Below are 24,231 nucleotides of genomic sequence, written 5' to 3' on the forward strand. Positions count from 1 at the left end.
ACAAATAAATGCTAATCTACGAATTGCGAATGTTTAGCTTAAGTTGACACAGGGTGAATATTTGTGTATAATTTATAGGATTTGAAAAAAATAATCAAACTTCTAGCTGTCTATTTACTAGCTGTCTAGTTGTCTAAAGCATATGACTATTCAACAAATTTACGATTTAGCGGTGAAGATGGGCATCAAGGCTGACCTTCGCGGCGAGAAAAGAGTCAAAGAAAATTTAGCCAGACTAAAGGTTAAATACGAAAAAATGAGCAAAGAAGAAAAGGAAGAGTTTGATAAGGAAAAATTAACCAATCCTTATAGCGATTCCCGAATTTTATTTTCCGGCGGGAAAAAAGAAATAAAAAAAATTCTGGTCGGAATTGATATGGAGGGAGAAGAGCTGCTCCTCGCCGATAAAATGGGCGATATTGATTTGGTAATTGCCCATCATCCGGAAGGGCCGGCTTTGGCGGATTTGCACGGGGTAATGGATTTGCAGGCTGAAGTTTTGGCCGGATACGGCGTGCCGATTAATATTGCCGAATCAGTTATAAAACCCCGAATTTCCGAAGTCGGACGCGGCGTATCTTCGGCTAATCATAACCGCAGCGTTGATATAGCCAAAGTTTTGGGCCTTAATTTTATGTGCGTCCATACGCCTTGCGATAATTTGGGCGCGAACTATTTGGAAAAATTATTAAAAAAGAGAAAACCGGAGTTTGTTGAAGACATTTTAAAAATTTTAAAAGAAATTCCGGAGTTTAAGGAGGCGGTTAACCGAAAAGCCGGGCCAAAGCTGTTCGTGGGCAATCCGGAAGACAGGTGCGGCAAGGTGGTAGTGACCGAATTTACCGGCGGCACTTCCGGCTCCAAAGATATTTACGAAAAAATGTCCCAATACGGAATCGGCACGGTTATTGGCATGCATATGAGTGAAGAACACAGAAAAGAAGCAGAGAAAGTCCATATCAATGTCGTGATTGCCGGGCATATGGCTTCTGATTCCTTGGGCCTTAATTTATTTTTAGACGAACTGGAAAAGAAAGGCATAAAAGTAGTGCCGGTTTCCGGACTGATTAGAGTAAAAAGAAAGTAAGAAGTGAGAAGTAAGAAGTAAAAAAAGTTAATTATTAATTTTTCATTATTCATTATTAATTTTTAAAATGATTTCATATTTAAAAGGAAAAGTTTTAGGCAAGGGGCAGAATTTTGCGATTGTGGAGGTTGGCAATGTCGGCTATAAAGTTTTTCTAAACTCGGCCGCTTTGCTTAAGGTGGAAATTGGCAAAGAGGTAGAATTGTATACCCATCAGTATGTGCGGGAAGACGCTTTGGATTTATACGGATTCAAAACTTCGGAAGAACTAGAATTTTTTGAATTATTGCTATCCATTTCCGGAATTGGACCCAAGTCGGCTTTGGGGGTTTTGGCTACTGCCAGCGTGGCTAACATAAAGGAATCCATTTCCCGCGGGGATCCATCCCTTTTAACCAAAGTTTCCGGCATTGGCCGGAAAACCGCGGAAAGAGTTGTTTTAGAATTAAGGGAAAAGATTGACCACTTGTCTTATGCCGGCAAAACAAAAGCGGGTGACGGAGCGGCGGTAAGCGGAGAAGAGATAGACGCTTTAATGGCCCTGGGATATTCTATGCAACAGGCGCGGGAAGCTTTAAGGCAGGTGGATGGGAAAATTAAAGACAGCGGCGAAAGAATAAGGCAGGCGCTGAAAAAAATGGGAAGATAATAAGCTGTTAGCTTTTAGGTTTTAGATTTTTATATAAACGGACAGTTCTTTTTAGAAGGGGAGAGAAAAATGAAAAAGTTAATTTTAGTTTTTTTGGCCGTTTTTTTCTCTTTGTCGGCTTGCGGTTGCGGCATCGGAGCGATTTTTCGCAATTTAACCAACGTCGGTTGCATCCTTCCGCAAGAGGAGGATGACGGAAAGGAGGATGAGAATAATGCCGGAGACCCTTCAAAAATCGAGGCCCTTTAACGGCCATGATTCTCCGCCCACCCTTGGCGTATTGCCGAAGCAGGGCAAGAAGCTTCTCACTTTAATTATTGAGACATTAGAAAGCGGGGAAGGCGAGAAGGACGCTGAAAACAATAACGGACAGGGGTAAAACGGAGATAATCATGCGAAGTGAAGCAAGAGAGTTGGAGCTTAAAAGACCTAGACTGTGTTTCTAAAAAAGAAACAAAAACAGCCTAGGTCTTATTTTGACAAGAAGAGGTTTTTAAGATAAAATAATTACATATAAATAGCTTTAAAATAGGCCTGTATAAAAATTTTATACACATACAATTATATGCTTCAATCAAAACTTTTTACTAAAACCGTAAAGGAATTGCCAAAAGATGAAACTAGTTTTAACGCCAAAGAATTGATTCGGGCTGGCTTTATAGACAAGCTGGCGGCCGGGGTTTATTCTTTTTTGCCTTTGGGTTTGCGCGTGCACGAAAAAATTTTTCGGATCATCCGGGAGGAGATGAATGCGATTGGCGGGCAGGAAATTTTAATGCCGGCCTTAATCCCGAAAGAAAGCTGGACGACAACCAACCGCTGGGAAAATTTTGACGCTCTATTTAAATTAGCCGGAGGAGACAAAAAAGAATACGGCCTGGGAGCGACGCACGAAGAAGTCGTAACGCCTTTGGCAAAGAAATTTGTTTTTTCCTATAAAGACCTGCCCGCGGCTGTTTATCAGATTCAGACCAAATTCAGGAACGAACTTCGGCCCAAAGCGGGTTTAATAAGAGGCCGGGAATTTTCCATGAAAGATTTGTATTCTTTTCATACGGACGAAAAAGATTTAGATAAATTTTATGAAATAGCGATTGAAAGCTATTTTAAAATACTTGCCCGTTGCGGATTAGGCAGGCTTACTTATTTGACTTACGCTTCGGGCGGGACTTTTTCCAAGTATTCCCACGAATTCCAAACTTTGGCCAAAACCGGAGAAGATACTATTTATCTTTGCGAAAAATGCAAGGTTGCCGTAAACAAAGAAATTATTGAAGAGCAAAAAGTCTGCCCAAAATGCGGGAAAAAAGATTTCCGGGAAGAAAAAGCGGTTGAAGTGGGGAATATTTTTAAATTAGACACTCGTTTTTCCAGGCCTTTCGGTTTTTCTTATATGGATGAAAAAGGGAAAAAACAAGATGTGGTTATGGGTTGTTATGGGATTGGCCCGAGCCGTTTAATGGGGACGATCGTGGAAGTCTGCCATGACGAGAAAGGCATAATTTGGCCGGAAGAAATTGCCCCGTTCCTGGTTCATCTGATTGAAGTGAGAAGCAAAGAAGCAAAAATTAAAAAGGAAGCGGAAAAATTGTATGAAGATTTGGAAAAAGCCGGGGCTGAAGTTCTGTATGATGACCGGGAGGACGTTAGCGCCGGACAAAAATTTGCGGACGCAGATTTAATTGGCTGCCCGTATCGGTTAGTCGTGAGCGAGAAAACTTTAGAAAAAGATAGCGTGGAAGTGAAGAGACGTGGTGAAGAGGAAGTGGAGTTAGTAAAGATTAGTGAAATTGCAAAATACATAACACATAACGCGTAACGTGTAACGTATAACGCATATCTCATATCTCGTATCGCACAATGCATAAGCGTTATGCGATACGCGTTATGAGTTACGCGAAATTATGTTTAATAAAATTTTAGGAAAATTCAGCAAGGATTTGGGTATTGACTTGGGCACAAAAAATACCTTGGTTTATTCCAATGACAAAGGCATAGTTATAAATGAACCGTCGGTAGTGGCCGTTAATATGAGGACGGACGAGGTTTTGGCGGTTGGCGAAGAAGCGAAAAAAATGATCGGGAAAACCCCGGCGCATATTCAGGCCATAAAACCCCTAGTAGACGGGGTGATTTCCGATTTCGAGGTGACGGAAAAGATGCTTAAATATTTCATTGATAAAGCCCATGGCGAGAGTTTCGTTTTGGTCCCCCGCCCGAGGGTGGTAATAGGCATCCCTTTGGACATTACGGAAGTGGAAAGAAAAGCCGTGGAAGATGCGGCCAAATCAGCCGGCGCTCGCCAAGTTTTTTTAGTGGAAGAATCAATGGCGGCGGCCATTGGCGCCCGGCTGCCGGTAGTTGAATCAATCGCGACGATGGTGGTTGACATTGGGGGAGGCACGACCGAGATCGCCGTTATTTCCTTGGGCGGAGTGGTAACCTGGAAGTCTTTGCGGCTGGCCGGAAACGAGCTTGATAATAATATCATTGAATATATCAGGGAGGAATTTAATATTTTAGTCGGGGAGCAGTTGGCCGAGGAAGTAAAAGTCAAGATCGGTTCAGCCGTTTCCCTAAAAAGTCCTTTGGAAATAGAAGTAAGAGGCAGGGATTTGATAAATGGTTTGCCAAAGGCGGTAACAATAAGCGACGCCCAGGTCAGGGAAGCGATGAGCCGGACAATAAAACAGATTATTGACAATATAAAAATAACCCTGGAAACTACCCCGCCGGAATTGGTTTCCGATATTTATGAACACGGAATATTTTTAACCGGCGGCGGGGCTTTGCTGCGGGGGCTTGATAAAGAAATCGCGCAAAATACAAAAATTCCGGTAAGGGTGGCCGACGACCCTTTAACCTGCGTGGTCAGGGGAACAGGGATTCTTCTTAATGACCGGGAATTGTTAGACAAGATAGTTTTACCTTCAAGCGAGGAATTATAGATTACAAATTACAAATTTTGTACAAATATACAAATTATGGGAAATAATTTTTTTTGGCGTAATTATTGAGGAAAGCCTTGAGAATAAAGACATTCTTAAAAAGATTGAGATTATAGAAACTAAAATTGAAGAAGTTGCAATTAAGCATCAAACTCCGTGGCTGAAAAAATGGACTTTGCTTACGGTTGAGATTGGACAAAACGAGGTAGAAAAAATCGCAAAAAAACTTAGCCGATCGCTGGAGTCTAAACATGCTTGGTATGCAGATTTTAAAAATAAAATTTATCATTATATAATTTTTCGAAATAAAATTTTTCGTATAGATAGGAATAGTCAGAAAGAATACGACCAAGCGAAACAATATGGCATTTCCTTGGGGATACCCGAGTACCAGGTTGATTTTCATCCCGAAGTGGAAGAATGGAAAAGATAATTTTATATTATTTCCTGCCAAAGATTGTCGCGCCAGCCAGAGGCTGGTCAGCTTTTGGCTGATATTATTTAGCATATGTTAAGAATGAAATCAAAAAATAATATTTTTATATTGGCGGCAGTTATTGGGCTGCTTATTTTTTTGCACTTTATCAAAATTTTATCTCCTTTGGAGGATATAATTATAAGGTCAATAAGCCCGTTTGCCAGCCGGATTTATTCTACAAGCTTTTCCTTGCGGCTGGCATTGAGCGAACGGTCGGATAGGGAAGAATTATCGGCCGTCTTGAAAGATATTCAAGCCGAAATGAATCAGATTAAGGCGGAAAACTCCAGGCTTAAATCAATTGAAGAAGAAAATGAAAAATTGCGCCAGTATTTAAAATTTTCCACGAAAAAAGAGTATAATTATGTCTTGGCCAATGTTGTTTCCCGAGGCATGTTTGTTGATTCAATAGGGGGAGAACAGAGCATAATTATTGATAAGGGAGCCGCGGATTCTTTAACGGTTAATTTAGCCGCGGTAAACAGCCAGGGAATTGTTGTTGGCAAAATAGCGGAGGTAAAAGGCAATACGGCAAAAATTTACTTTATCACCAGCGGCAATTGTAAACTGGCCGCGGCTATTCAGGAAGGGGAGAATGGGCAAGGCGGCGCAAACAAAACTATCGGCATTGCGGAGGGAGAATTGGGCCTCACCATAAAAATGGATTTTATTCCCCAGGCTGAGAAGATAAAAGTTGGCGATACGGTAGTGACTTCCGGTTTAGAGGAGGATATTCCGGCCGGGTTGATAATAGGCAGGGTGGTTCAAGTGGATAGAACCAGCAACGAGATCTGGCAAAAAGCGACGATTGAGCCCTTGGTAAATCTAAACGAACTCACAATAATTTCCATTTTGCGGCCGCAAGGAATGAAATTTTAAAGAAAAATATGTATTTAAAGATTTTTCTTAATTTAATTTTGGTATATGTTTTAGCCGTTATTCAGGTATCTTTTGTCGCCGCCCTGCCTTTGGGAATGAGTAACCTTAATTTAATTTTAATTTTTCTGATTTTCATCCTTATGCTTAGCGGTTTTAGGCTTTCTTTGGGCTGGGCGGCCGGCGCCGGGTTTTTGCTTGATGCTTATTCTTTTTCTCCTTTCGGCGTTTATTTGATTTCCTTGTTTTTCACAGTCCTGCTGGCCAATTTTCTTTTGGCTAATTTTTTTACCGACCGCTCTCTTTATTCTTTTATGGCTTTAACTTTTTTTTCCACTCTTTTTTACAGTCTTCTTTTTTATTTTTTGGTTTATTTATTTAGTTTTCCGGAGATAAAAATAAATTTTTTGAGGGCCGGAGATTTTTGGTCTGCTTTGGTTTACCAATTATTTTTTAATTTACTGTCCGTATTTTTACTTTTTTATATTGTTAGTTTCGCCAGCAAAAGATTAAAGCCGGTATTTTTAGAGAGGCCCTCCGGGCATTTATAATTCAATCATCGCAATAACGCTTTATACTCCCGCAGGAATGTGTTAAAATTATATTATAAGCCTTTATCCTATCTGGTGATAAATTTATAATAAGTATTAAAAAATTTTGTCAATTTTTATTAATTAACACATTGATAAATAGGCAAAAATCAAACAATTGCTATGAAATACGACATGATCACTATTGGCGGAGCCACCGAGGATATAACTTTTTACACCCATGAAGGAATTTTAATGGACAACAAAAGGGATATTTTAAGGCAGAAATTGCTGGCCTTTGAATATGGCGCCAAAATGAAAATTGATAAATCTTACTCCACTTTCGGCGGCGGGGCGGCCAACGGAGCGGTTAACTTCGCTGGGCTGGGATTTCGGGTGGCGAGCTTAATCGCTGTTGGCGATGATGAAAGGGGCCAGAGGGTTTTGGCTAATTTGAAGAAGCATAAGGTAGATACGAGATTAGCGCAAAAAGTAAAAGGCATTGAAACCGGCTTTTCTTTTATCCTGATCAACCCGGAGAAAATCGTTTTTTCCGACCGGGCAGCGAACTCGGAATTAAGAATTAAGAAGTTAGAATTAAGAAGTTTGAGGAATTCCAAATGGGCTTTTATAACTTCTTTGTCGGGGAAATGGGAGGAAGTTTTGGCTAAATCATTCTCGGTCAAGGGATTGAAAACCGCCTGGAACCCGGGGCATGCCCAGCTTCATGGAGGCATAAAAAAATTGAAGAAATTTATAGCCAAAACCGATGTTTTTTTTGTCAATAAAGACGAGGCCATAGAATTGGTTGTGTCCGACCCCGGATATAAAAACAAACCCCATAAGTTTTTAAATAATATAAAAGAATTATTAAAAATCATAAAAGCCTGGGGTCCGGAAATTGTGGTCATAACTAACGGCAAACACGGCGCGGACGCCTATGACGGAAGAAAATTTTACCACCAAAACATCTTAAAAGAAAAAAAGCGGGTTGACACCACCGGCGTAGGCGATGCTTTCAATTCTTCATTCGTGGCCGGGTTAGAACTTTATAAAGGCGATATTGCCAAGGCTATGCATTTGGGCATAAGAAATACGGCTTCGGTTATTGCCGAGCAGGGAGCGCAGAATGGGCTGCTCAAGAAAAAAGATTTAAGAATTAAGATTTAAGAATTAAGAATATGATAGAAGGTGTCATTATAAAAAAATTAAAAAAATTTGAGGACGAACGAGGCTGGCTGGCGGAAATTTTTCGGCAGGATGAAGATGGTTTTTTGCCGGCGATGAGCTATATTAGCTTGACTAAGCCGGGTGTAACGCGCGGACCGCATGAGCATGTTCGTCAATCCGACCGGTTCGTTTTTGTCGGGCCGGGTAGTTTTGAACTTTATCTTTGGGACAGGCGGGAGAATTCCAAGACCAAGGGCGAAAGCATGAGATTGGAGGTTGGGGCGTCAAATCCTGTTTTAGTGATTGTGCCCCCGGGAGTGGCGCATGGCTATAAATGCGTTTCCGCCGAAGAAGGGATGAGCATTAATTTACCGGATAAATTATACAAAGGCGAGGAGAAAAAAGAAGAAGTTGACGAGATTAGATGGGAGGATAGACAAGACTCGCCCTATAAAATTATATAACCTGCCTCGCCGCCTGCCTGTCCGGTAGGCGGGGCAGGCGGGCGCGCATTTCATATCGTTTTATGGATAAATTTGTCAGAGAAAAATTAAGGCTGATTGAAGTTAACCGGCTTCTGGTAAAAGGACGCTGGCTTTATACGAGCGGCATTGTTTTGATTGGCGTAGCCTCAAAAATTTCCAGCGGTTTTTCCGAAAAAATTGTAGATTCGCCCAACACTAATTTTCCTTTGGTGCTTATGGCGTCCATGGCGATTTGTTCTTATGGCCTGAATTTAATTTATTTTTTATATTTCCGCAACCCGGAAAAAATTTCTTTTGCCGGCGTCAAAATCATCAGTTTTTTCAATTTGACCATTGATTATATTTTTTATTTATTAATAATTTTTTATGCCGGCGGCTTAACCAGCATTTCTTTTCTTTATTTTTTTTACAACATTATCGCTTCGGCTTTTTTTTATTCAATCGTCGGAGTTTTATTTATCTCCAGCCTTGCCAGTATTTTTTACGGCGGCTTGATACTTGCCCAGTACTTTGAAGTTATTCCTTTCTTTTCCCGCTATAATTTGGCCTATGAATACGCTTTGGCTTTTAATTATTCCGCAGTTGTCACCAATCTGATTGCCATTATTTTGAGTTTTTATATCACGGGGATGTTTGCCGGGCTGATTGCCAATTCTTTGAGAAAAAAGGAGAGGGAAATTATTGCCGAACGGGATAAAGGCAGGGCGATTATTTCCAATTTGTCCGATGGCCTGGTTTTTGTCAACAAGGGAGGAATCATAGAGGCGGTTAACGCGAAAGCGGAAAAATTGCTTGATTTTAAGGCCAAAGAAATTTTGGGTAAAAAAGTAAAAAATATAAGCAAGAATAAAATTAATTTATTGGAGATTTTTAAAGATAAGTATGGGAAGAGAGGAGAGATGAAACCGGCCGGCCGAAGCGAGGATGTTTTAAAAATTTATACAATCACCATTGCGGATGAAGAAAGCAAATTGATCGGAACCGCGAAGATAATTCATGATATTTCCCGGGAAAAATTTGTTGACAAAATGAAATCGGAATTTGTTATGATCGCCGGGCACCAGTTGAGAACCCCGCTTTCCGCCATCAAATGGGCTTTTGACTTGCTTATCCGCGGCAATTTCGGGAAGTTAGAGGCGAAGCAGAAAAAAGTTTTGGGGCAATGCGTTGATTACAATGAAAAATTGATAAAAATGGTGGATGATTTATTGGAAATTTTTTCCATTGAGGAAGGTAAATACCATTACCAGTTTAACAAAACCGATTTGGGCGAATTGGTAAGGGAGGCAAGCAAGCGTTATCAGGAGTTAGCCGGAGAAAAGGGCATTAAATTCAATCTGAAAATAGAAGAAAATTTGCCGGAAGTTAAGCTTGATTCTTATAAAATGAAGTTGGTGTTGGCCGGTTTGGTAGAGAATGCCGTTACCTATATGGATAAGGGCGGGGAAGTAAGCGTTGATTGCCGCTTCAAAGACGGCAAAATTTTGATAGAGGTGAAGGATACCGGCATTGGCATATCCAAAGAATCGCAAAAACAGGTTTTTACCAAATTTTTTCGCGGGGCCAATGCCCTAAGTTTTCAGCCGGAAGGCAACGGCCTGGGCTTGTTCGTGGCGAAAAATATCGTTGATTATCATGAAGGCAAAATTTGGTTTGCCAGCGAAACAGACAAAGGCACGACTTTTTATGTGGAATTGCCCTTGGATCCTCTAATAATCGGAAAGCGCAAAAATGCGAATAAAAACGGAAATAACGGAAGAGGCTTAACGGAATTTTAAATTTTCGATTACCAATCCTTAATTAACTTCAGCCAGGGGCTACCCGCCTTTGGCGGAAATTACTAATTATCAATCTATGGATTGCATTTTTTGCAAAATTATTTCCGGTGAAATTCCCTGCTATAAAGTTTATGAAGATAAAGATACGTTAGCATTTTTGGACATTGCGCCGGTCAATCCCGGCCATACTTTAATCGTGCCGAAAAAACACTATGCCAATATAGAAGAAATTCCGGAAGGGGAATCAGCCGAAGTGATGGCGGCCATTAAGAAAGTGGGAAAAGCCATGAAAGATGGTTTGGGAGCGGAAGGCTATAATGTAATGGAAAACAACGATCCGGTTGCCGGACAAATTATTCCGCATTTGCATTTTCATATTATCCCGAGAAAGCCGGGAGACGGTTTAAAACTTTGGCCCCAGGGGAAGTATGCGGAAGGGGAAGCGGAGGAAATCGTGAAACGCCTGTCTGCCGATAGGCAGGCATAACGCATAACGCATAACGCATAACGCATATCTCCTTATAGGATTCTTAGGATTATTAAGATAGAATTTTTTTAAAATCCCAAGAATCCCAAAGATTCCACAGTTTAACTTTATGGACTTTTGACTTTATAACTTTATAACTAATTTATGAAATTATTAATAACCGGCGGGGCCGGCTTCATCGGTTCCAACTTTATCCATTATTGGTTTAAAAAATATCCGGAGGATAAAATTGTCAATCTGGATCTTTTGACATACGCGGGCAATCTAGAAAATTTAAAAGACGTGGAGAATAACCCTAATTATGAATTTATTAAGGGAAATATTTGCGATGTTAAATTGGTTAACGAATTGGTAAAAGATATAGATGTTATTGTGCATTTTGCGGCCGAGTCGCATGTTGATCGCTCTATAATATCTAGCGAAGATTTTATAAAAACTAATGTTGAAGGTACGCGTATTCTTTTAGATGCGGCTAAAAACAATAATAATATTCGTTTCCATCATATTTCTACTGATGAAGTCTTTGGCGCTTTGAGTTTTAATGACAATAAATTTAACGAAAATACGCCTTATGATCCAAGAAGTCCTTATAGCGCTTCCAAAGCCGCTTCCGACCACCTGGTCCGGGCTTATTGGCACACCCACAAGCTTCCTATTACAATTTCCAATTGTTCCAATAATTATGGCCCTTGCCAATTTCCGGAAAAATTTATTCCCTTATTTATTACTAATTTGACGGAAAATAAAAAAGTGCCGGTTTATGGCGAAGGAAAAAATGTTCGAGATTGGATTCACGTTAACGATCACAATGCCGGCGTGGACGTAATTATAAAAAAAGGCAGAATCGGCGAGACTTATTGTTTGGGCGGCAACAATGAATTAAGTAATTTAGAATTAACAAAAAAAATTTTAAAGGCCATGGGCAGAGATGAAAATATGATAGAATATGTAACTGATCGCCCCGGGCATGATTTACGATACGGAGTTGATTTTTCCAAAGCCAAAACTGAATTGGGCTGGGAGCCGAAAATTAATTTTGAGGACGGCCTAAAGGAAACGATCGCTTGGTATAAAAATAATGAAAAGTGGTGGAAAAAATTGAAATCGCGCAATTTGTAACACATATCGCATATCGCGTATAGCATGATGTGTTTTTTTATTTAAAACAAAAGCAAATATGAGAAATATAAGGGTTATTTTTTTGATTGCGGCGTTAATCGCGGTCATTATCGGCGGGTTCTATTTTTTTGCTGATAAAGGGGAAGAGTTTTTTGGCCGGATAAAGAAAGAAATTAATGATTTGGCCAAAACCAAAACACTTGATATCCGAATGGCGCCGGCGGATTATGGGACATTAAGGGGCGCCACCACTACGCCGGAAGAAATAGCCGGCTGGGGCGAATTTATCAACAATCGCGTGGGCTGGCGTTTTAGGTACCCCTTGGAAAATCTTACCCGAAATATAGATGAAATTATTAAATTTCCCAGCCACGAGGAGAATCAGCCGAAGAATGAGGATTTGCTGGAGTTTGCGGTTGGAGAAACGATTTTTAGGATTAGGACTTATTCCGAGGAAGGGACAAGCGCTATTGTTGCCTGGATTAAGGAATCGGGCAAATCAGTTTCCGCCGATATCGGCGATTACCATAAATTTTTTATTGACGGGAATGACGCTTACAATTTGAAAGGCAAAACTTTCGCTTATACGTTGGTTAATAAAAATATTTATGAAATATCCGCTTATCGGGAAGAGGGAATATGGCTTGGCGTAAAAGACGAGCCCTTGTTTGAAAAATGGATTTCCACCATCAGTTTTTTCCCGGAAGTGAGGTGCTGGGAAAGGGCTTTATAATAATTGAAGAAGATAAAAAGCCACTTTAAAATTAGGCGGTTTTTTTATTTACTTTTTATGGATGATTATGTTATAATATTATAGAAATGTGGAAAAAAATTATAATAATTTTCCTAATAATTTTTAATTTTTATGTATTTATGGCTCCCTACGAAGAAAAAGGAAAAATAATGAAATTTTTCAGTTATTTGTCCGATAATATTTTCTTTGTTTTTGCCGTTTTGGCCTTGGTCGGCCTGTCTTTGTCGGTTATCGGCTGGTTTTTTCTGCCGGCTTTTTTTAGCTTGGCGGTGTGCTTGGCGGTAGTTATCGGCTTGGCCGTGTTTGTTTCTTACAAAAAAAACGTCTCAATTCCCTTGGTAAGTATTATTTTAAAAAGGGAGTATTACCGCGCCAAATTTAAATATTTAAGCAAGAAAAACAAAAAAACGGGGAAACAATTTTTTATAAGATTTTATTTAAAAATTCTTTTTTATCTGATATTGCTTTTTGAAAATTCGGAGGAAGGCTTTAGCGCCGTGAAAGAAGAGGCGTTTTCCAGGCTTGACGAGATTCTTAGCAGGACCGAAGACGAAAAAATGGAAGAAAAATACAGGATAATAAAAAGAAATATCGCCAGATTAAAGGCCGGAGAAAAACTTGACTCCGCTTCCCTGGCCGACCTGGAAAAAGAACTCTTTGAATTCTCCAAATTCAAACAGAAAAAAGCCACGGTTTTCTCTTTAACCGCCCTGACTATTATAATTATCACGACTGTTATCACCGGCCTGATATCTTCTTTTCTCTTCCCCGAAGTCTTTAAAACCCGAGCCGCTTCCTACGGCTTTATCCAGACCGACTGGTCCGGAGGCGTAAGTTCTGATTCGGCTACTCATTCTGATCAAACCGGCTGGACTAAATATTTTTCCAAAGACAATGTTTCCACCAGCACTCCCGGAGAATTATCCCTATCCCTCACCACTTCAGAAATTTGGTCCCAGACTTCGGACGAGGATTGGCAAACGCATGCTACGAGCAGTACTTATTATCTTGATGGCAGTGTGGGCATAGCTAAACCCAATGGTATAACCTGTTCTTCGGCTCTAGAATGTGATTCGGGTTTTTGCGTAGACGGTGTTTGTTGCGATGGAGTATGCGAAGGCGTGTGTAAAGCATGCAATTTAGAGGGAAGTGTAGGCACCTGCACCAACAGATCTGCGGATGATACAACCGAAGGTTGTTCCGATAATTGTTATGACTGTGTTGACGGAGAGTGTGTGGCCGTCACCGAAGATAGTGACGGGACATGCGTTACCTGCAGGACATGCGTTGACGGATCATGTGTTAATAGGGCAATAGACACCCAACCAAGCGGCTGCAACAGTACTTGTCAATATTGCGACGGAAGCGGTAATTGTCGGACAATGTATTTATCCCAAGCAGGCCCTCTTTGCCCCGAAGGCAATGCGCAAGGTGTTGGAGTAGCCGTTATATGCAAACCGAGTTTATATAATAATCTATATTATGCTCTTTGGAGCGGATATACATGCGGAGATTATATTTTCCCTGGCTATGATTGTGGCGGTGGGAATCCAAACGCTTTTGGGTATTCATATAGATGTTTATATTAGAAAATATAATTACGGCATTATCTTTTTTTGCCCGGCAGCAGTCTCCGTTAGGGTCTGCTGTATCGCCGGAATTTTAAGTAGCAGTCCCTGCCTACCGGCAGGCAGGCTCTATCCGAGAAATTGCTGTTAGGTAAAAGTTTTGATGAGAGATAATATATTATTTTGATGAGAGATAATATATTATATAGATACAATATCCCATGCTAAATTTTTTTAAGCCAAAAATAACTATTATTTTTCCGGTTATAATAGCGGTTGTTTTTGGCTTTTTTTATTTTGCCAATCAAGCCAAAGCGGCTACGACCGGCACCACCACTTCCGCGGTTTATGACGCCGGTTCGGAAATTCCGACCAATATGCTTTCTTGGAGCGAAACTAAGCCGGCCAACACTTCTATTGTTATGCAGGCAAGGGCCGGCAATGTGGCAGTTCCGGACGAAACCTGGACGAGCTGGATAACCGTTTCTAATGGCGTGCCAACAAATGATATCGGCACTAAACGTTATTTGCAGTATCAAGCTATTTTAACCTCCGATGATGACGCTTCCTGGCCGTTTTTGAATGATGTTACCTGGGGTTACACAAATGTTTTGGGCAATTTGATTTCTTCGGCTTATGATTCCGGCGATGCAGCCAATGTTTTAGCCGGCATTGCTTGGACAGAAACTTTGCCCGGGAGTTCGGACATTAAATTTCAATTAAGGACCTCGCCTAACGGCAGCGACTGGGGCGCTTGGCTGGGGCCGACCGGCGCCGACGATTATTATACTGACCCGGCGGGCGGAGAAACAATCAATTCTACTCATGCGGACACTAGCGACGACCAGTGGTTCCAATACAAAGTTTTCTTTATATCCGACGACGGCATTAACAATCCCACTTTATCCGATGTTACTATAAGTTATGTGGTTAATGCCCCGCCTAGCATCCAAAATGTTACAGCCGTTCAGGGAAGTGACGGCGTAGTTGATATTAGTTATGAGATCAAGGATACTGACGCCACTTCGGGAACAGTTACCAAAAATTATGTTACCCCCACTTTCCAATACTCCCTGAACGCCGGCTCGTCTTGGACCTCAATCGCCACCACTTCCATAGACTTTGGCGACGCGCCGGAAAACGGAGAGGTGACCGATACTGATGGCGACGGGGATATTGATAATAAAGTTTTGGAAGATAGCTTTCTTACCTATACGGCTACCTGGGTTGCTTCTACCACTATTTCCGATGTTTATAGCGCCGAGTTTCAAATTAAGGTCATAATAAATGATAATGAGTTGGCGAATGCTACGGCTAGCTCAACTTCCAGCTCCGGGATTTTGGATACAACCGCGCCGGCTTCTGCCAGTTTGAATATTTATGCCACATCTACTCCGGCAACTCTGGCGTTATCCGCCACGGATGATTCAAGTATGCAGATGAGAATTTCCCTTGATAGCGGTTTTTCCGGCGCCAGCTGGGAAAATTACAGCGCGGAATCCACTATATCTCTGGCTACGGATCCGGATACGGTTTATGCGGAGTTCAAAGACGCTTATGGCAATGTAAGCGCGGTTAATGCGACTACTCCCCCTACGCCCCTCAATTCCATGGTGCAGGATATTTCCAATTTGGCCCTGGATACCCCAACTTACGGCTTATTTATCGCCTGGGGAGTCGTTTCCGAACCTACTCATAGTTTTAGTTCATATCAGGTTTACCATTCCACAGACGGTTCTACTTATACCCTAGAAAGCGCTATTACTGATAGAACCGAAAATTATTACGCCGATTTTGAATTAGTAGAGGATAGTGTTCATTATTATAAAATTGTGACCATTGATGCTAATAGTAATACTTCCGGATATTCTTCTGTGGTTACCGGGACGGCTAACGGAGTTCAGGACGGGACTGAAGGCGGCGGCGGCGTAGAAACGACTCCGCCGGTTATTTCCAGCGTTGCCTCTTCCGGCGTCACTACCCAGTCAGCCACGATTACTTGGGATACGGACGAGTTGGCTGATTCCCGGGTGGAATATATCACTTCTTCCGGCGGCGATTTTTCCGGAGCTCCCTATGTTGGCGTGACTTCAATGTTGGATACCGCGGCTGGCGTCGGAGAGCATAGCGTTACTTTATCCGGCCTTTCTTCGGGCGCAACTTATTATTATAAAGTTAAGTCAACCGATGTATACGGTAATATGGCTTCCAGCACTTTGGGAGTGGACGGATATTCATTTACAACCCTTTCCGGACCGGTTATTTCCAATGTTTCAGCCGTTGAAACAGGCAATAATACGGCCAGGATTGACTGGATAACGGATATTAGCAGTAATTCTTATGTCGTGTATTCAGCTAACTCGGACATGTCCGGCTCCACGGAAACGGGAACAACCGCGGAAGTAACTTCTCATTCAGTTACTATTTCTGAATTGACTGAAGGAACAAAATATTATTATTACGTTAAATCCGGAGTGGCTCAAGATAAAAATATTGTCAGCGGAATAGTTCAATATTATTCATTCACGACTTCCCTTGATTCAACCGCGCCGAACATTACCGCCGGTCCGACCGCCAGCCCGGTGGCGGACACTTCGGCGGTTATCAGCTGGACAACCAATGAAGCTTCCGATTCGCAGGTTGATTACGGTACGGTTTCCGGCAATTATACCCTCTCCGAGACTTCCTCCAGTTTAAATACCAGCCATGCTGTGGTTCTGTCCGATTTAACCGCCGATACGGTTTATTATTATAAAGTGACGTCAACCGACGCTAACGATAACGCCACCTCCAGCGCTGAATACAACTTCACCACCCTGGAAACATTATCAGAAGAGAGCGCGGTAGCGGCGAGAGAAGAGATAGCCAGACAGGCCGGAGAAGACAGCGTGGAAACCACCAGCCCGGGCGGAGGCATTGTTTATGTCACTGTGCCCAGTTCCGGCGGCGATACTACCGCTCCGGCCATCAGCGATGTCAGTGTTTCAGACATAACTTCCGATTCAGCCATAGTTACCTGGAAAACCGACGAAAATTCCGATAGCTTCGTGGAGTACGGGGGATCTTATGGCTATGGCTATACCCAAGGGCAACGCGGCAGCGCAATGTCGCATAGGGTTAAACTCAATTGGCTTTCTCCGCAAACCACTTATTATTACCGGGTTACTTCGGCTGATTCAGCCGGCAACTTGGCTCGAGGAACCGGCGCCACTTTTATTACTTTGTCTTTGGCCGATGAATTAAGCCAGCAAACGGGAGAGGTAAGCTTTCAAGATGTGGAGAAATTGACCGGGGAGCTCTCGGAGCAGGAAGAAACCGGGAAAGCCGAGAGTTTGTTAGAATTGGCTTCGCAGGCGGTTAATAAGGCGATGGATGTTATTAAGCAGACAGTTTCAAAAGTCTCAATCGGATCTCTGGAATCAACTTTGATGCTCCAGCAAAGCTCCATAGAGGAATTAGCCAGAACGATTCCGGCCCCTGTTTTGTCCGGAGAACCCCGCGTGTTAACTACAGCCAAGACCGCCACCGTCATTTGGCAAACAGACAAGGAAGCCAATTCGCTGGTGGCGATTGCGCCGGAGGGCGAATACAAAGCCGCTTCCGCCGATCCCTATTTGCAGGTAATCGGCAATTCAACGGAAAGAATCAGGGATCATATAGTGGCAATTTACGATTTGCGGCCGGATACCATTTACCATTACCAGTTAAGAAGCCAGGGTCCGATCGGGCCGGAAGCCAGATCCGGAAATTTCACCTTCCGCACCGCCAAAGAAGTTCTGGAAATCGGCAATTACGCTATCCAAAACATTTCCACCACCGAAGCCGCGTTTAAATGGGTGACTAATGTGGAGGCGGATTCCACGGTCAGATATACCCCTTACCGGAATAATACGCTGGTCCGGGAAGAAGCTCGCACTAAATATGACAAAGCCATTACCACCATTCACGAAGTGAACGTTGACGATTTTGAACCCGGGGTTATTTATCGGGTGGAGCTTTTGAGCGTTGATATAGACAAAAACGCCACCAGCAAAACCATAGATTCTTTTTCCACCTCCGAAGACGACCTGCCTCCGATTATTTACCAGGTCCAGACCAGTTCGGCCATTTCCCCAGGCAAAGACATAAAAATCCAGACCATTATTTCCTGGCTTACCAATGAGCCGTCCACCACCAGAGTTTATTATCAGGCCGGCATCGCTTCCCCGGAAGAAGCAATGGCGGAGGCCACCAATCTGGACGCTAACTATTCCAAGAAGCACGTGGCGGTTATTACTAAATTTGAACCGGGCAAAATTTATTCTTTCCGGGTGGAGAGCATTGATTCGGGCGGCAACGTTTCCATGTCTAAAATTTACACTATTCTTACTCCCCGTCAGAGCGAATCGGTTTTCCAAGTTATTATGAAAAATGTGGAAGACGTTTTCGGCTGGGTTGGAAAAATGAAAAAGTAAGCCAAATATCAAAAAATAAAAAAGCCGCCGTTATTCAATAATATATGGGACAAACAAACGCGCTGATAAAAATAAAAGATTTAAATGTTACTTATTTTTCGGGCAAGCCGAACGAAGTAAGAGCTTTGAAGAAGATTAATTTGGAAATTTACCCGGGCGAGTTTGTTATTTTTTTTGGGCCGTCCGGCTGCGGGAAGTCAACTTTGCTTTATTCAATCGCCGGCCTGGAAACAAACATCACCGGGGATATTTATGTCGGCGGCAAAAACATCGCAAAACTTAATTGCAGAGAAACGGAAGAATTTCATCAAAAAAGGACGGGGATGATTTTCCAAGCTTATTATTTGGTTGATTCCTTAAATGTTTTGGAAAATGTTATTTTACCGCAGATGGCTGTCGGCGCGGATAAAAAAGAAAGGGAGAAAAAGGCCTTAGAGCTTTTAGGCCATTTTGGGGTAAAAGAACAGGCGGATAAATTTCCTAACGAGCTTTCCGGCGGGCAGCAGCAGAGGGTGGCCATAAGCCGGGCTCTGGTAAATAATCCGGAAATATTGCTGGCTGACGAGCCTCTTGGAAATCTGGATTCAAAAGCGGCCCAAGACGTCATGTCCCTCTTGGCCGACCTTAACGAAAGAAGCAAAAAAACCGTTATTTTGGTGACCCATAATCCCGCCTTTTTAAATATTGCCCATCGGGTATTTTATGTAAAAGATGGGGCGATTGTGGACACAAGGGTTAACGAAGAAAGGAAAAAAATTGCCGCCAGGCCGGAAGATAAAGAAGCCGAAGCTCCTATTTCCAAAGAATTGGAGATGCTGGCCAGGACCTTCTCCGGCATTTCCGGAGCGGCGGGAAGCTTATTAATACCGTTTAAAGCCAAGCAGATCGTTTCCGAGGTTTTGCTGGAAATGAGCGGAGAAGAAGTCGGGGCGATTGAGAAAAAAGTTGAAAATTTGCTGATTGCCGGAATGCGAAGCATAGAAGATTCATTTTTCAAATACCTTGACGAAGAAATTGAAAAAGGGGGATTGGGCATGGACAAAAGGTCGGCTCGGCGCGTTTCCGATCAAGTGAAAGATATAATGAAGGAAATAAGCATTTTGGAAAAGATGGACAGGGAAATTTCTTCCGGCAAAAGATCCTGGCAGAATGCGGACATAGAACAAATAAGAGGCTATCTCTTGGATAGTTTTCGCCTTAAAGTGTCTGATCCGCTTTCTCTGAAAATAATGGACGGCGCGATAAAAATGAGAGTAACCAGCAAAATAGACAAGGAAGGATTTTTCAAAAAAATAGATTTGCCCTTGAAAGAGGGCGGAGCGGGGATAGACAAGAGGGTTACGAAAAAAATCGCTAGAAGATTAGAATTATTGATTTTAGGAAAATATAAATAATATGGGGATTTTGGACTTAATTTCATTATCAATCAGAATGTTTAAAAACAGGCCTTTAAGGACTTTTTTAACCGTTTTGGGCGTAAGCGTCGGCATCGGCACGGTTTTGTTTTTGGTTTCCCTGGGCTATGGTTTGCAAAAAACTATTTTAAGCAGAATCACTACCGCTGATTCCTTGTTGAGCCTAGATGTAAGCCCGGGGGCGGAGAGATTAATCACCTTGACCGACAAAGACGTTGAAGAAATTTCTCGGATTAAAGAGGTGGAAGAAGTGAGCGTTTCCATCCATCTGACCGGCCAGCTAGCGGCCAATGATCTCACCGGCGACGGCCTGGTTGAAGCGGTTGACCCGTCATTTTTTCGTTTGAGCGGCCTTAGGGCGGATAAGGGAGAGATGTTTGAATCCGACAACAGATATGAAGCGGTTATTTCCACGGCTGGAGCGCGATTGTTCAATTTGGATTCGGAGCAGGTTATCGGCGAGAATATTTCCCTGGTTCTATTTGTGCCGAAGTTGTCGGAGGAAGGCTTTGAAGAGGTTGAGGTGGCGAAGAGGGAGGAAGAATATAAAATTGTCGGGGTTATTGAAAACGAAAGCGCTAATTATATTTTTATACCCAGGCGGACAATAAGCGATTTGGGAATCAGCCAGTATAATGAACTAAAAGTCAAGGTTTCGGCTAACGAACATATAGCCGGAGTAAGGGATGAAATTATTGATAAAGGATTTTTGGTTTCTTCTTTGTCGGACACAATTGACCAAGCCAATAAGATATTTAGAATTATTCAGATTATTTTAGCCTTGTTCGGGTTGGTTGCCCTGGTTGTTTCGGCTATCGGCATGTTTAACACTATGACGATTACTTTGCTGGAAAGGATCAATGAAATCGGCATTATGCGGGCAATCGGAGTCACGGGGAGAGATATTAGGCTATTGTTCTTAATGGAGTCGGCCATAATGGGTTTTTTGGGGGGCGTGGGAGGGATTATAGTGGGTTATTTGGCCAGTAAAGCCGCCAACATAGGAATTAATATTTTAGCCAGGATTTTTGGCGGGCAGTCCCTGGATTTGTTTTATAACCCGCCCTGGTTTATCGCGGTGATTATAGTTTTTTCAACTTTGATCGGGTTCATAACCGGAGTCTATCCTTCCAATAAAGCCGGCAAGCTAAATCCCTTAACGGCTTTGCGCTATAAATAAATGAAACCAAAAATACTCTTAGGATTAACAACAACTTATAAATCGGACTGGCGGGCCAAAGTTAAAGAAATTGATGAATTGTGTTTAAAAGAAATTGCGCTTTTTCCGACCTGCCTGGAAATTAAAGAACGAAAAGAACTTTATAAATTGTTGGAAAAAACTGGCTTAAAGAGAATCCCCGTTGTTCATGCCAGGCATGATTTTAAAAAATGGGAGTTTTCTTATTTAATGAAAAAATATAAAACAAAATTTTTCAATACTCATTTTGACAAGGTGAACAAAAATTTTTTAGCCGAAAGCAAGGGGTATTTGAAAAAAATTTATTTGGAAAACCATATTGATTTTTCAGATGACGATTTTTGTTTATTGGATGTTTTTGCCGGCTTTTGTCTGGACGTAAGCCATTGGCATGATTATAACCATATTCAGAAATTGGAGAATCATAAAAAGTTCCCAAAAATTTTGAAAAAATATAAAATTGGCTTCTGCCACATATCGGCCATGGGCAAAAAACCATTTTTTGAAATTGAGAACGGAAAAAAGGTAAAATATTATAACAGCCATTGGCTAAAAAATTTATCTGAATTGGATTATGTTAAAAAATATAAAAAATATTTGGCCAGATTTTGCGCGCTTGAGCTGGAAAATTCCTTCAAAAGGCAATTGGAAGCGAAAAAATACTTGGAAAAAATTTTATCCAGTTAAATATTTTTTTCCGGAAACCCCCTATAAAAAAGCAGGGAGGAGGGCCTGTTTTTCTTTTATTTTATTCTATGTTATAATACCAATATGGCTAAAAAAATATTTATAATTGAGGATGATGTTAATATTTTGTCCAGTTTGCAGGCAAAATTCAGCTTGGAGGGCTTTCAGGTTGAAGCTAATAGCGGCAACATGGAAATCGGGGGTTTGTTTGCGGAAATAAAGAAAATCAAGCCAGATTTTATTATTTTGGACTTGATTTTGCCGGCTATTGACGGTTTCGACATAATAAAAGCCATAAAAGCGGACGAAGAAACCTCTTGTTTGCCGATATTCATCTTTACCAACCTAAGCGATCAGTATAGCCAGAATTTGAGTCTGAAATTGGGAGCAAAATATTATTTTATAAAAAGCGATTTCAATATTGATGAATTTGTTGATAAAGTTAAAAAAATTATTGCCAATGTAGAAAAAATTAAGCAAGAGCCTTAATTATTATGAAAAAATTTTGGAAAAAAGCAATAATAATATTTTTATTGATAATTGCGGCTTTGTCCGTATTTTTTATTGCGGGCAGAAAAAAAGAAATTGAATATACAACCGTGGCGGTTGAAAGGGGGAAATTGGTCCAAACAGTAAGCGAAGTGGGCGCGGTCAAGGCTTCCCAGAGAATTGAGTTGAGTTTTTTGCAAAGCGGGAAAATCGGGAAAATATTGGTCCAAATAGGCGACAAGGTAAAACAAGATCAAGTTCTGGCAGAATTGGATTACAGCTCTTTTTCCATAAAAGAACAGGAGGCCCTGGCCAATTTGGAAGTGGCTAACGCCAATTTGAATAAATTGCTGTCCGGCGCCACTTCCGTGGAAATCGCCGTTTCCCAGGCCCAGGTTAACCAAGCTAAGGCGACTTATTTGGCCAGTTTGGACGAGCTGGATAAAGTGAAAAAAACCGTGGCGGAGGATATTTCCCAGGCGGAAAAAAATTTGGCCGATTTGGAGTCTGATAAGGCCGAAGACATTACTTCCTATGAGCAGGCCTTGTCTTTGGCAGAAACTGATTTAGCCAATGCCAAGAGCACTTACCAGCAGTCAATCAACAATAAAAGAAGCGTAGCCCTGACAACCGTTGACAATAAATTGGTAATAGCCAATACCGCTCTTGACAGCATTAATACGATTTTAAATGACAGTGATGCCGAAGAGCCGCTTAAAGCTAAAAATGCCAGTTATTTATCCAGCACCAAAAGCGCCTATGCGGACGCTTCGGGATTGCTGGCAGCAGCTAACAGTAGCCTGTCAACGGCTAAGGCGGGCGGAACAAATTCAGAGGCGATTGCCGTAAGCTTAAACTCTCTTACCGCTTTAAATAAAATTTTTGAGGCTCTGGATTATTGTTATAAAGCTCTGGAAAACAGCGTTGTGTCTTCGGCTTTCACCCAGACCGACCTTGACGCTTACAAGACTTCCATCAGCGCCCAGATTACGGCTATCAGCACGGCAATTTCCGCTGTCCAGACCGCCCAACATAATTTAGAAGACGCAATTTTAGCTTACCAGACAGGGGTGGCGGAAGCCGAGGATAATCTGGCTAAAGCCAAAACGGATTTGGCCAACGCTATAAAATCGGCCAAAAATACCTTAGCCTCGGTTCGGCTGGCCGGAGAACAAAAGGTGGCGGCCGCCCAGTCAAAAGCCGATACCAGCCAGGAGGCCTGGCTGGTGGCCAAAGCCCAACTGGAAAACATTAAATCTCCGGCTCGGACCCAGGATATATCCTTATATCAAGCCCAGGTCAAGCAAGCCGAAGCCGTTTTGGCGTTGGCAAAAAAACAGATTGAAGACAGTTTAATAAAAGCGCCGATTGACGGCACAGTAGTGAAAATTGATTATAAAGTCGGAGAACAGGCAGCGGCGGCCAAACCGGCCATAGCTATTTTGGGTGAAAACAACTTTGAAATTGAAGTTGATATTTCCGAGGCTGATATTGCCAAAGTAAAAAAGGACAATTCGGCCGAGATTACTTTAGACGCTTTTGGGGATGAAGTGAAAATCTTCGGGAAAGTTTATTCCATAGAGCCGGCGGAAACCGTTATCCAGGATATAATTTATTACAAACTTAAAATTCAATTTGTTTTCGGGCAAAACGGCTTAAATATGGAGGGCGAGGATTTTGAAGCGGAGTTTGCGGGGAAAGACAAAGAAAAATTAGCCTATATAAAGCCCGGCATGACCGCCAATGTTATTATTACCACCGCGTCCCGGGAAAACGTTTTAATCATGCCGTCCCGGGCGGTAATAGAAAAAAATAACGGTGAAAGATACGTAAGGATTTTGGTTGACAAAACAGTCGTTGAGGAGCCGGTAAAAATCGGTCTGCGGGGCGACGGAGGCATGGTTGAAGTTTTGTCCGGAGTTAAAGAGGGCGATCAGGTTATAACTTTTATAAAAAACGTAAAATAAAATTTAACGGTAATTTTTAACAAGGAATATAAAAAAATGTCAGTTCCATTGATTCAGGCAAAAGATCTAAAAAAAGAATACTGGACAGATGA

Annotated in this window: 21 protein-coding genes; all 21 read left to right on the forward strand. The window is 41.8% G+C overall.

Annotation, left to right across the window (positions count from 1 at the left end; translation table 11 throughout):
* The first annotated feature begins 142 nt into the window (after positions 1 to 142).
* The 21 genes from PHQ42_00465 to PHQ42_00565 all read left to right on the forward strand — a co-directional run bounded on the left by PHQ42_00465 (position 143) and on the right by PHQ42_00565 (position 24,139).
* Positions 143 to 1,087, forward strand: a complete 945-nt coding sequence (locus tag PHQ42_00465) for an NGG1p interacting factor NIF3 (GenBank protein MDD5071200.1) — start codon at positions 143 to 145, stop codon at positions 1,085 to 1,087.
* Between the two features lie 67 nt (positions 1,088 to 1,154).
* Complete coding sequence (gene ruvA / locus PHQ42_00470; GenBank protein MDD5071201.1) at positions 1,155 to 1,736, forward strand: Holliday junction branch migration protein RuvA; 582 nt, start codon at positions 1,155 to 1,157, stop codon at positions 1,734 to 1,736.
* Between the two features lie 69 nt (positions 1,737 to 1,805).
* The gene (locus PHQ42_00475) at positions 1,806 to 1,985 is read left to right on the forward strand and encodes a hypothetical protein (GenBank protein ID MDD5071202.1); all 180 of its coding nucleotides are present in this window, start codon (positions 1,806 to 1,808) and stop codon (positions 1,983 to 1,985) included.
* Between the two features lie 316 nt (positions 1,986 to 2,301).
* Positions 2,302 to 3,555, forward strand: a complete 1,254-nt coding sequence (locus PHQ42_00480; protein ID MDD5071203.1) for a His/Gly/Thr/Pro-type tRNA ligase C-terminal domain-containing protein — start codon at positions 2,302 to 2,304, stop codon at positions 3,553 to 3,555.
* An 85-nt stretch (positions 3,556 to 3,640) separates the two neighbouring features.
* Positions 3,641 to 4,684 (forward strand): rod shape-determining protein, encoded by a 1,044-nt coding sequence (locus PHQ42_00485; protein ID MDD5071204.1) that lies wholly within the window; start codon positions 3,641 to 3,643, stop codon positions 4,682 to 4,684.
* A gap of 175 nt (positions 4,685 to 4,859) precedes the next feature.
* Positions 4,860 to 5,117, forward strand: a complete 258-nt coding sequence (locus PHQ42_00490) for a hypothetical protein (GenBank protein MDD5071205.1) — start codon at positions 4,860 to 4,862, stop codon at positions 5,115 to 5,117.
* A 75-nt stretch (positions 5,118 to 5,192) separates the two neighbouring features.
* Positions 5,193 to 6,041, forward strand: a complete 849-nt coding sequence (gene mreC, locus PHQ42_00495; protein ID MDD5071206.1) for a rod shape-determining protein MreC — start codon at positions 5,193 to 5,195, stop codon at positions 6,039 to 6,041.
* Between the two features lie 8 nt (positions 6,042 to 6,049).
* On the forward strand, positions 6,050 to 6,589 hold the full coding sequence (gene mreD / locus PHQ42_00500; protein MDD5071207.1) for a rod shape-determining protein MreD: 540 nt from the start codon (positions 6,050 to 6,052) through the stop codon (positions 6,587 to 6,589).
* Between the two features lie 162 nt (positions 6,590 to 6,751).
* On the forward strand, positions 6,752 to 7,738 hold the full coding sequence (locus PHQ42_00505) for a PfkB family carbohydrate kinase (GenBank protein MDD5071208.1): 987 nt from the start codon (positions 6,752 to 6,754) through the stop codon (positions 7,736 to 7,738).
* Between the two features lie 11 nt (positions 7,739 to 7,749).
* A complete protein-coding gene (locus tag PHQ42_00510) occupies positions 7,750 to 8,202 on the forward strand; it encodes a dTDP-4-dehydrorhamnose 3,5-epimerase family protein (protein MDD5071209.1) in 453 nt (150 codons plus the stop codon).
* A gap of 62 nt (positions 8,203 to 8,264) precedes the next feature.
* Positions 8,265 to 10,001 (forward strand): ATP-binding protein, encoded by a 1,737-nt coding sequence (locus PHQ42_00515; protein MDD5071210.1) that lies wholly within the window; start codon positions 8,265 to 8,267, stop codon positions 9,999 to 10,001.
* A gap of 76 nt (positions 10,002 to 10,077) precedes the next feature.
* Positions 10,078 to 10,488 carry an HIT family protein gene (locus PHQ42_00520; protein MDD5071211.1) on the forward strand — a complete coding sequence of 137 codons (411 nt, stop codon included), beginning with the start codon at positions 10,078 to 10,080 and terminating at the stop codon, positions 10,486 to 10,488.
* Positions 10,489 to 10,632: 144 nt separating this feature from the next.
* A complete protein-coding gene (gene rfbB, locus PHQ42_00525) occupies positions 10,633 to 11,607 on the forward strand; it encodes a dTDP-glucose 4,6-dehydratase (protein ID MDD5071212.1) in 975 nt (324 codons plus the stop codon).
* Between the two features lie 58 nt (positions 11,608 to 11,665).
* Positions 11,666 to 12,340: a hypothetical protein gene (locus PHQ42_00530; protein MDD5071213.1), complete on the forward strand. Its 675-nt coding sequence runs from the start codon at positions 11,666 to 11,668 to the stop codon at positions 12,338 to 12,340.
* Between the two features lie 140 nt (positions 12,341 to 12,480).
* Positions 12,481 to 13,950 carry a hypothetical protein gene (locus tag PHQ42_00535; protein MDD5071214.1) on the forward strand — a complete coding sequence of 490 codons (1,470 nt, stop codon included), beginning with the start codon at positions 12,481 to 12,483 and terminating at the stop codon, positions 13,948 to 13,950.
* Positions 13,951 to 14,150: 200 nt separating this feature from the next.
* Positions 14,151 to 18,383 carry a fibronectin type III domain-containing protein gene (locus tag PHQ42_00540; GenBank protein MDD5071215.1) on the forward strand — a complete coding sequence of 1,411 codons (4,233 nt, stop codon included), beginning with the start codon at positions 14,151 to 14,153 and terminating at the stop codon, positions 18,381 to 18,383.
* 44 nt (positions 18,384 to 18,427) lie between these two features.
* Positions 18,428 to 19,777 (forward strand): ABC transporter ATP-binding protein, encoded by a 1,350-nt coding sequence (locus PHQ42_00545; GenBank protein ID MDD5071216.1) that lies wholly within the window; start codon positions 18,428 to 18,430, stop codon positions 19,775 to 19,777.
* Position 19,778: 1 nt separating this feature from the next.
* Positions 19,779 to 20,978, forward strand: coding sequence for an ABC transporter permease (locus tag PHQ42_00550; protein ID MDD5071217.1), 1,200 nt, complete (start codon positions 19,779 to 19,781; stop codon positions 20,976 to 20,978).
* Positions 20,979 to 21,683 (forward strand): hypothetical protein, encoded by a 705-nt coding sequence (locus tag PHQ42_00555; GenBank protein MDD5071218.1) that lies wholly within the window; start codon positions 20,979 to 20,981, stop codon positions 21,681 to 21,683.
* An 84-nt stretch (positions 21,684 to 21,767) separates the two neighbouring features.
* The gene (locus PHQ42_00560) at positions 21,768 to 22,172 is read left to right on the forward strand and encodes a response regulator (GenBank protein ID MDD5071219.1); all 405 of its coding nucleotides are present in this window, start codon (positions 21,768 to 21,770) and stop codon (positions 22,170 to 22,172) included.
* Between the two features lie 5 nt (positions 22,173 to 22,177).
* Positions 22,178 to 24,139 carry an HlyD family efflux transporter periplasmic adaptor subunit gene (locus PHQ42_00565; GenBank protein ID MDD5071220.1) on the forward strand — a complete coding sequence of 654 codons (1,962 nt, stop codon included), beginning with the start codon at positions 22,178 to 22,180 and terminating at the stop codon, positions 24,137 to 24,139.
* Positions 24,140 to 24,231 lie beyond the last annotated feature (92 nt).

Source organism: Patescibacteria group bacterium, from assembly GCA_028711655.1.
GTDB lineage: Bacteria > Patescibacteriota > Patescibacteriia > Patescibacteriales > JAQTRU01 > JAQTRU01.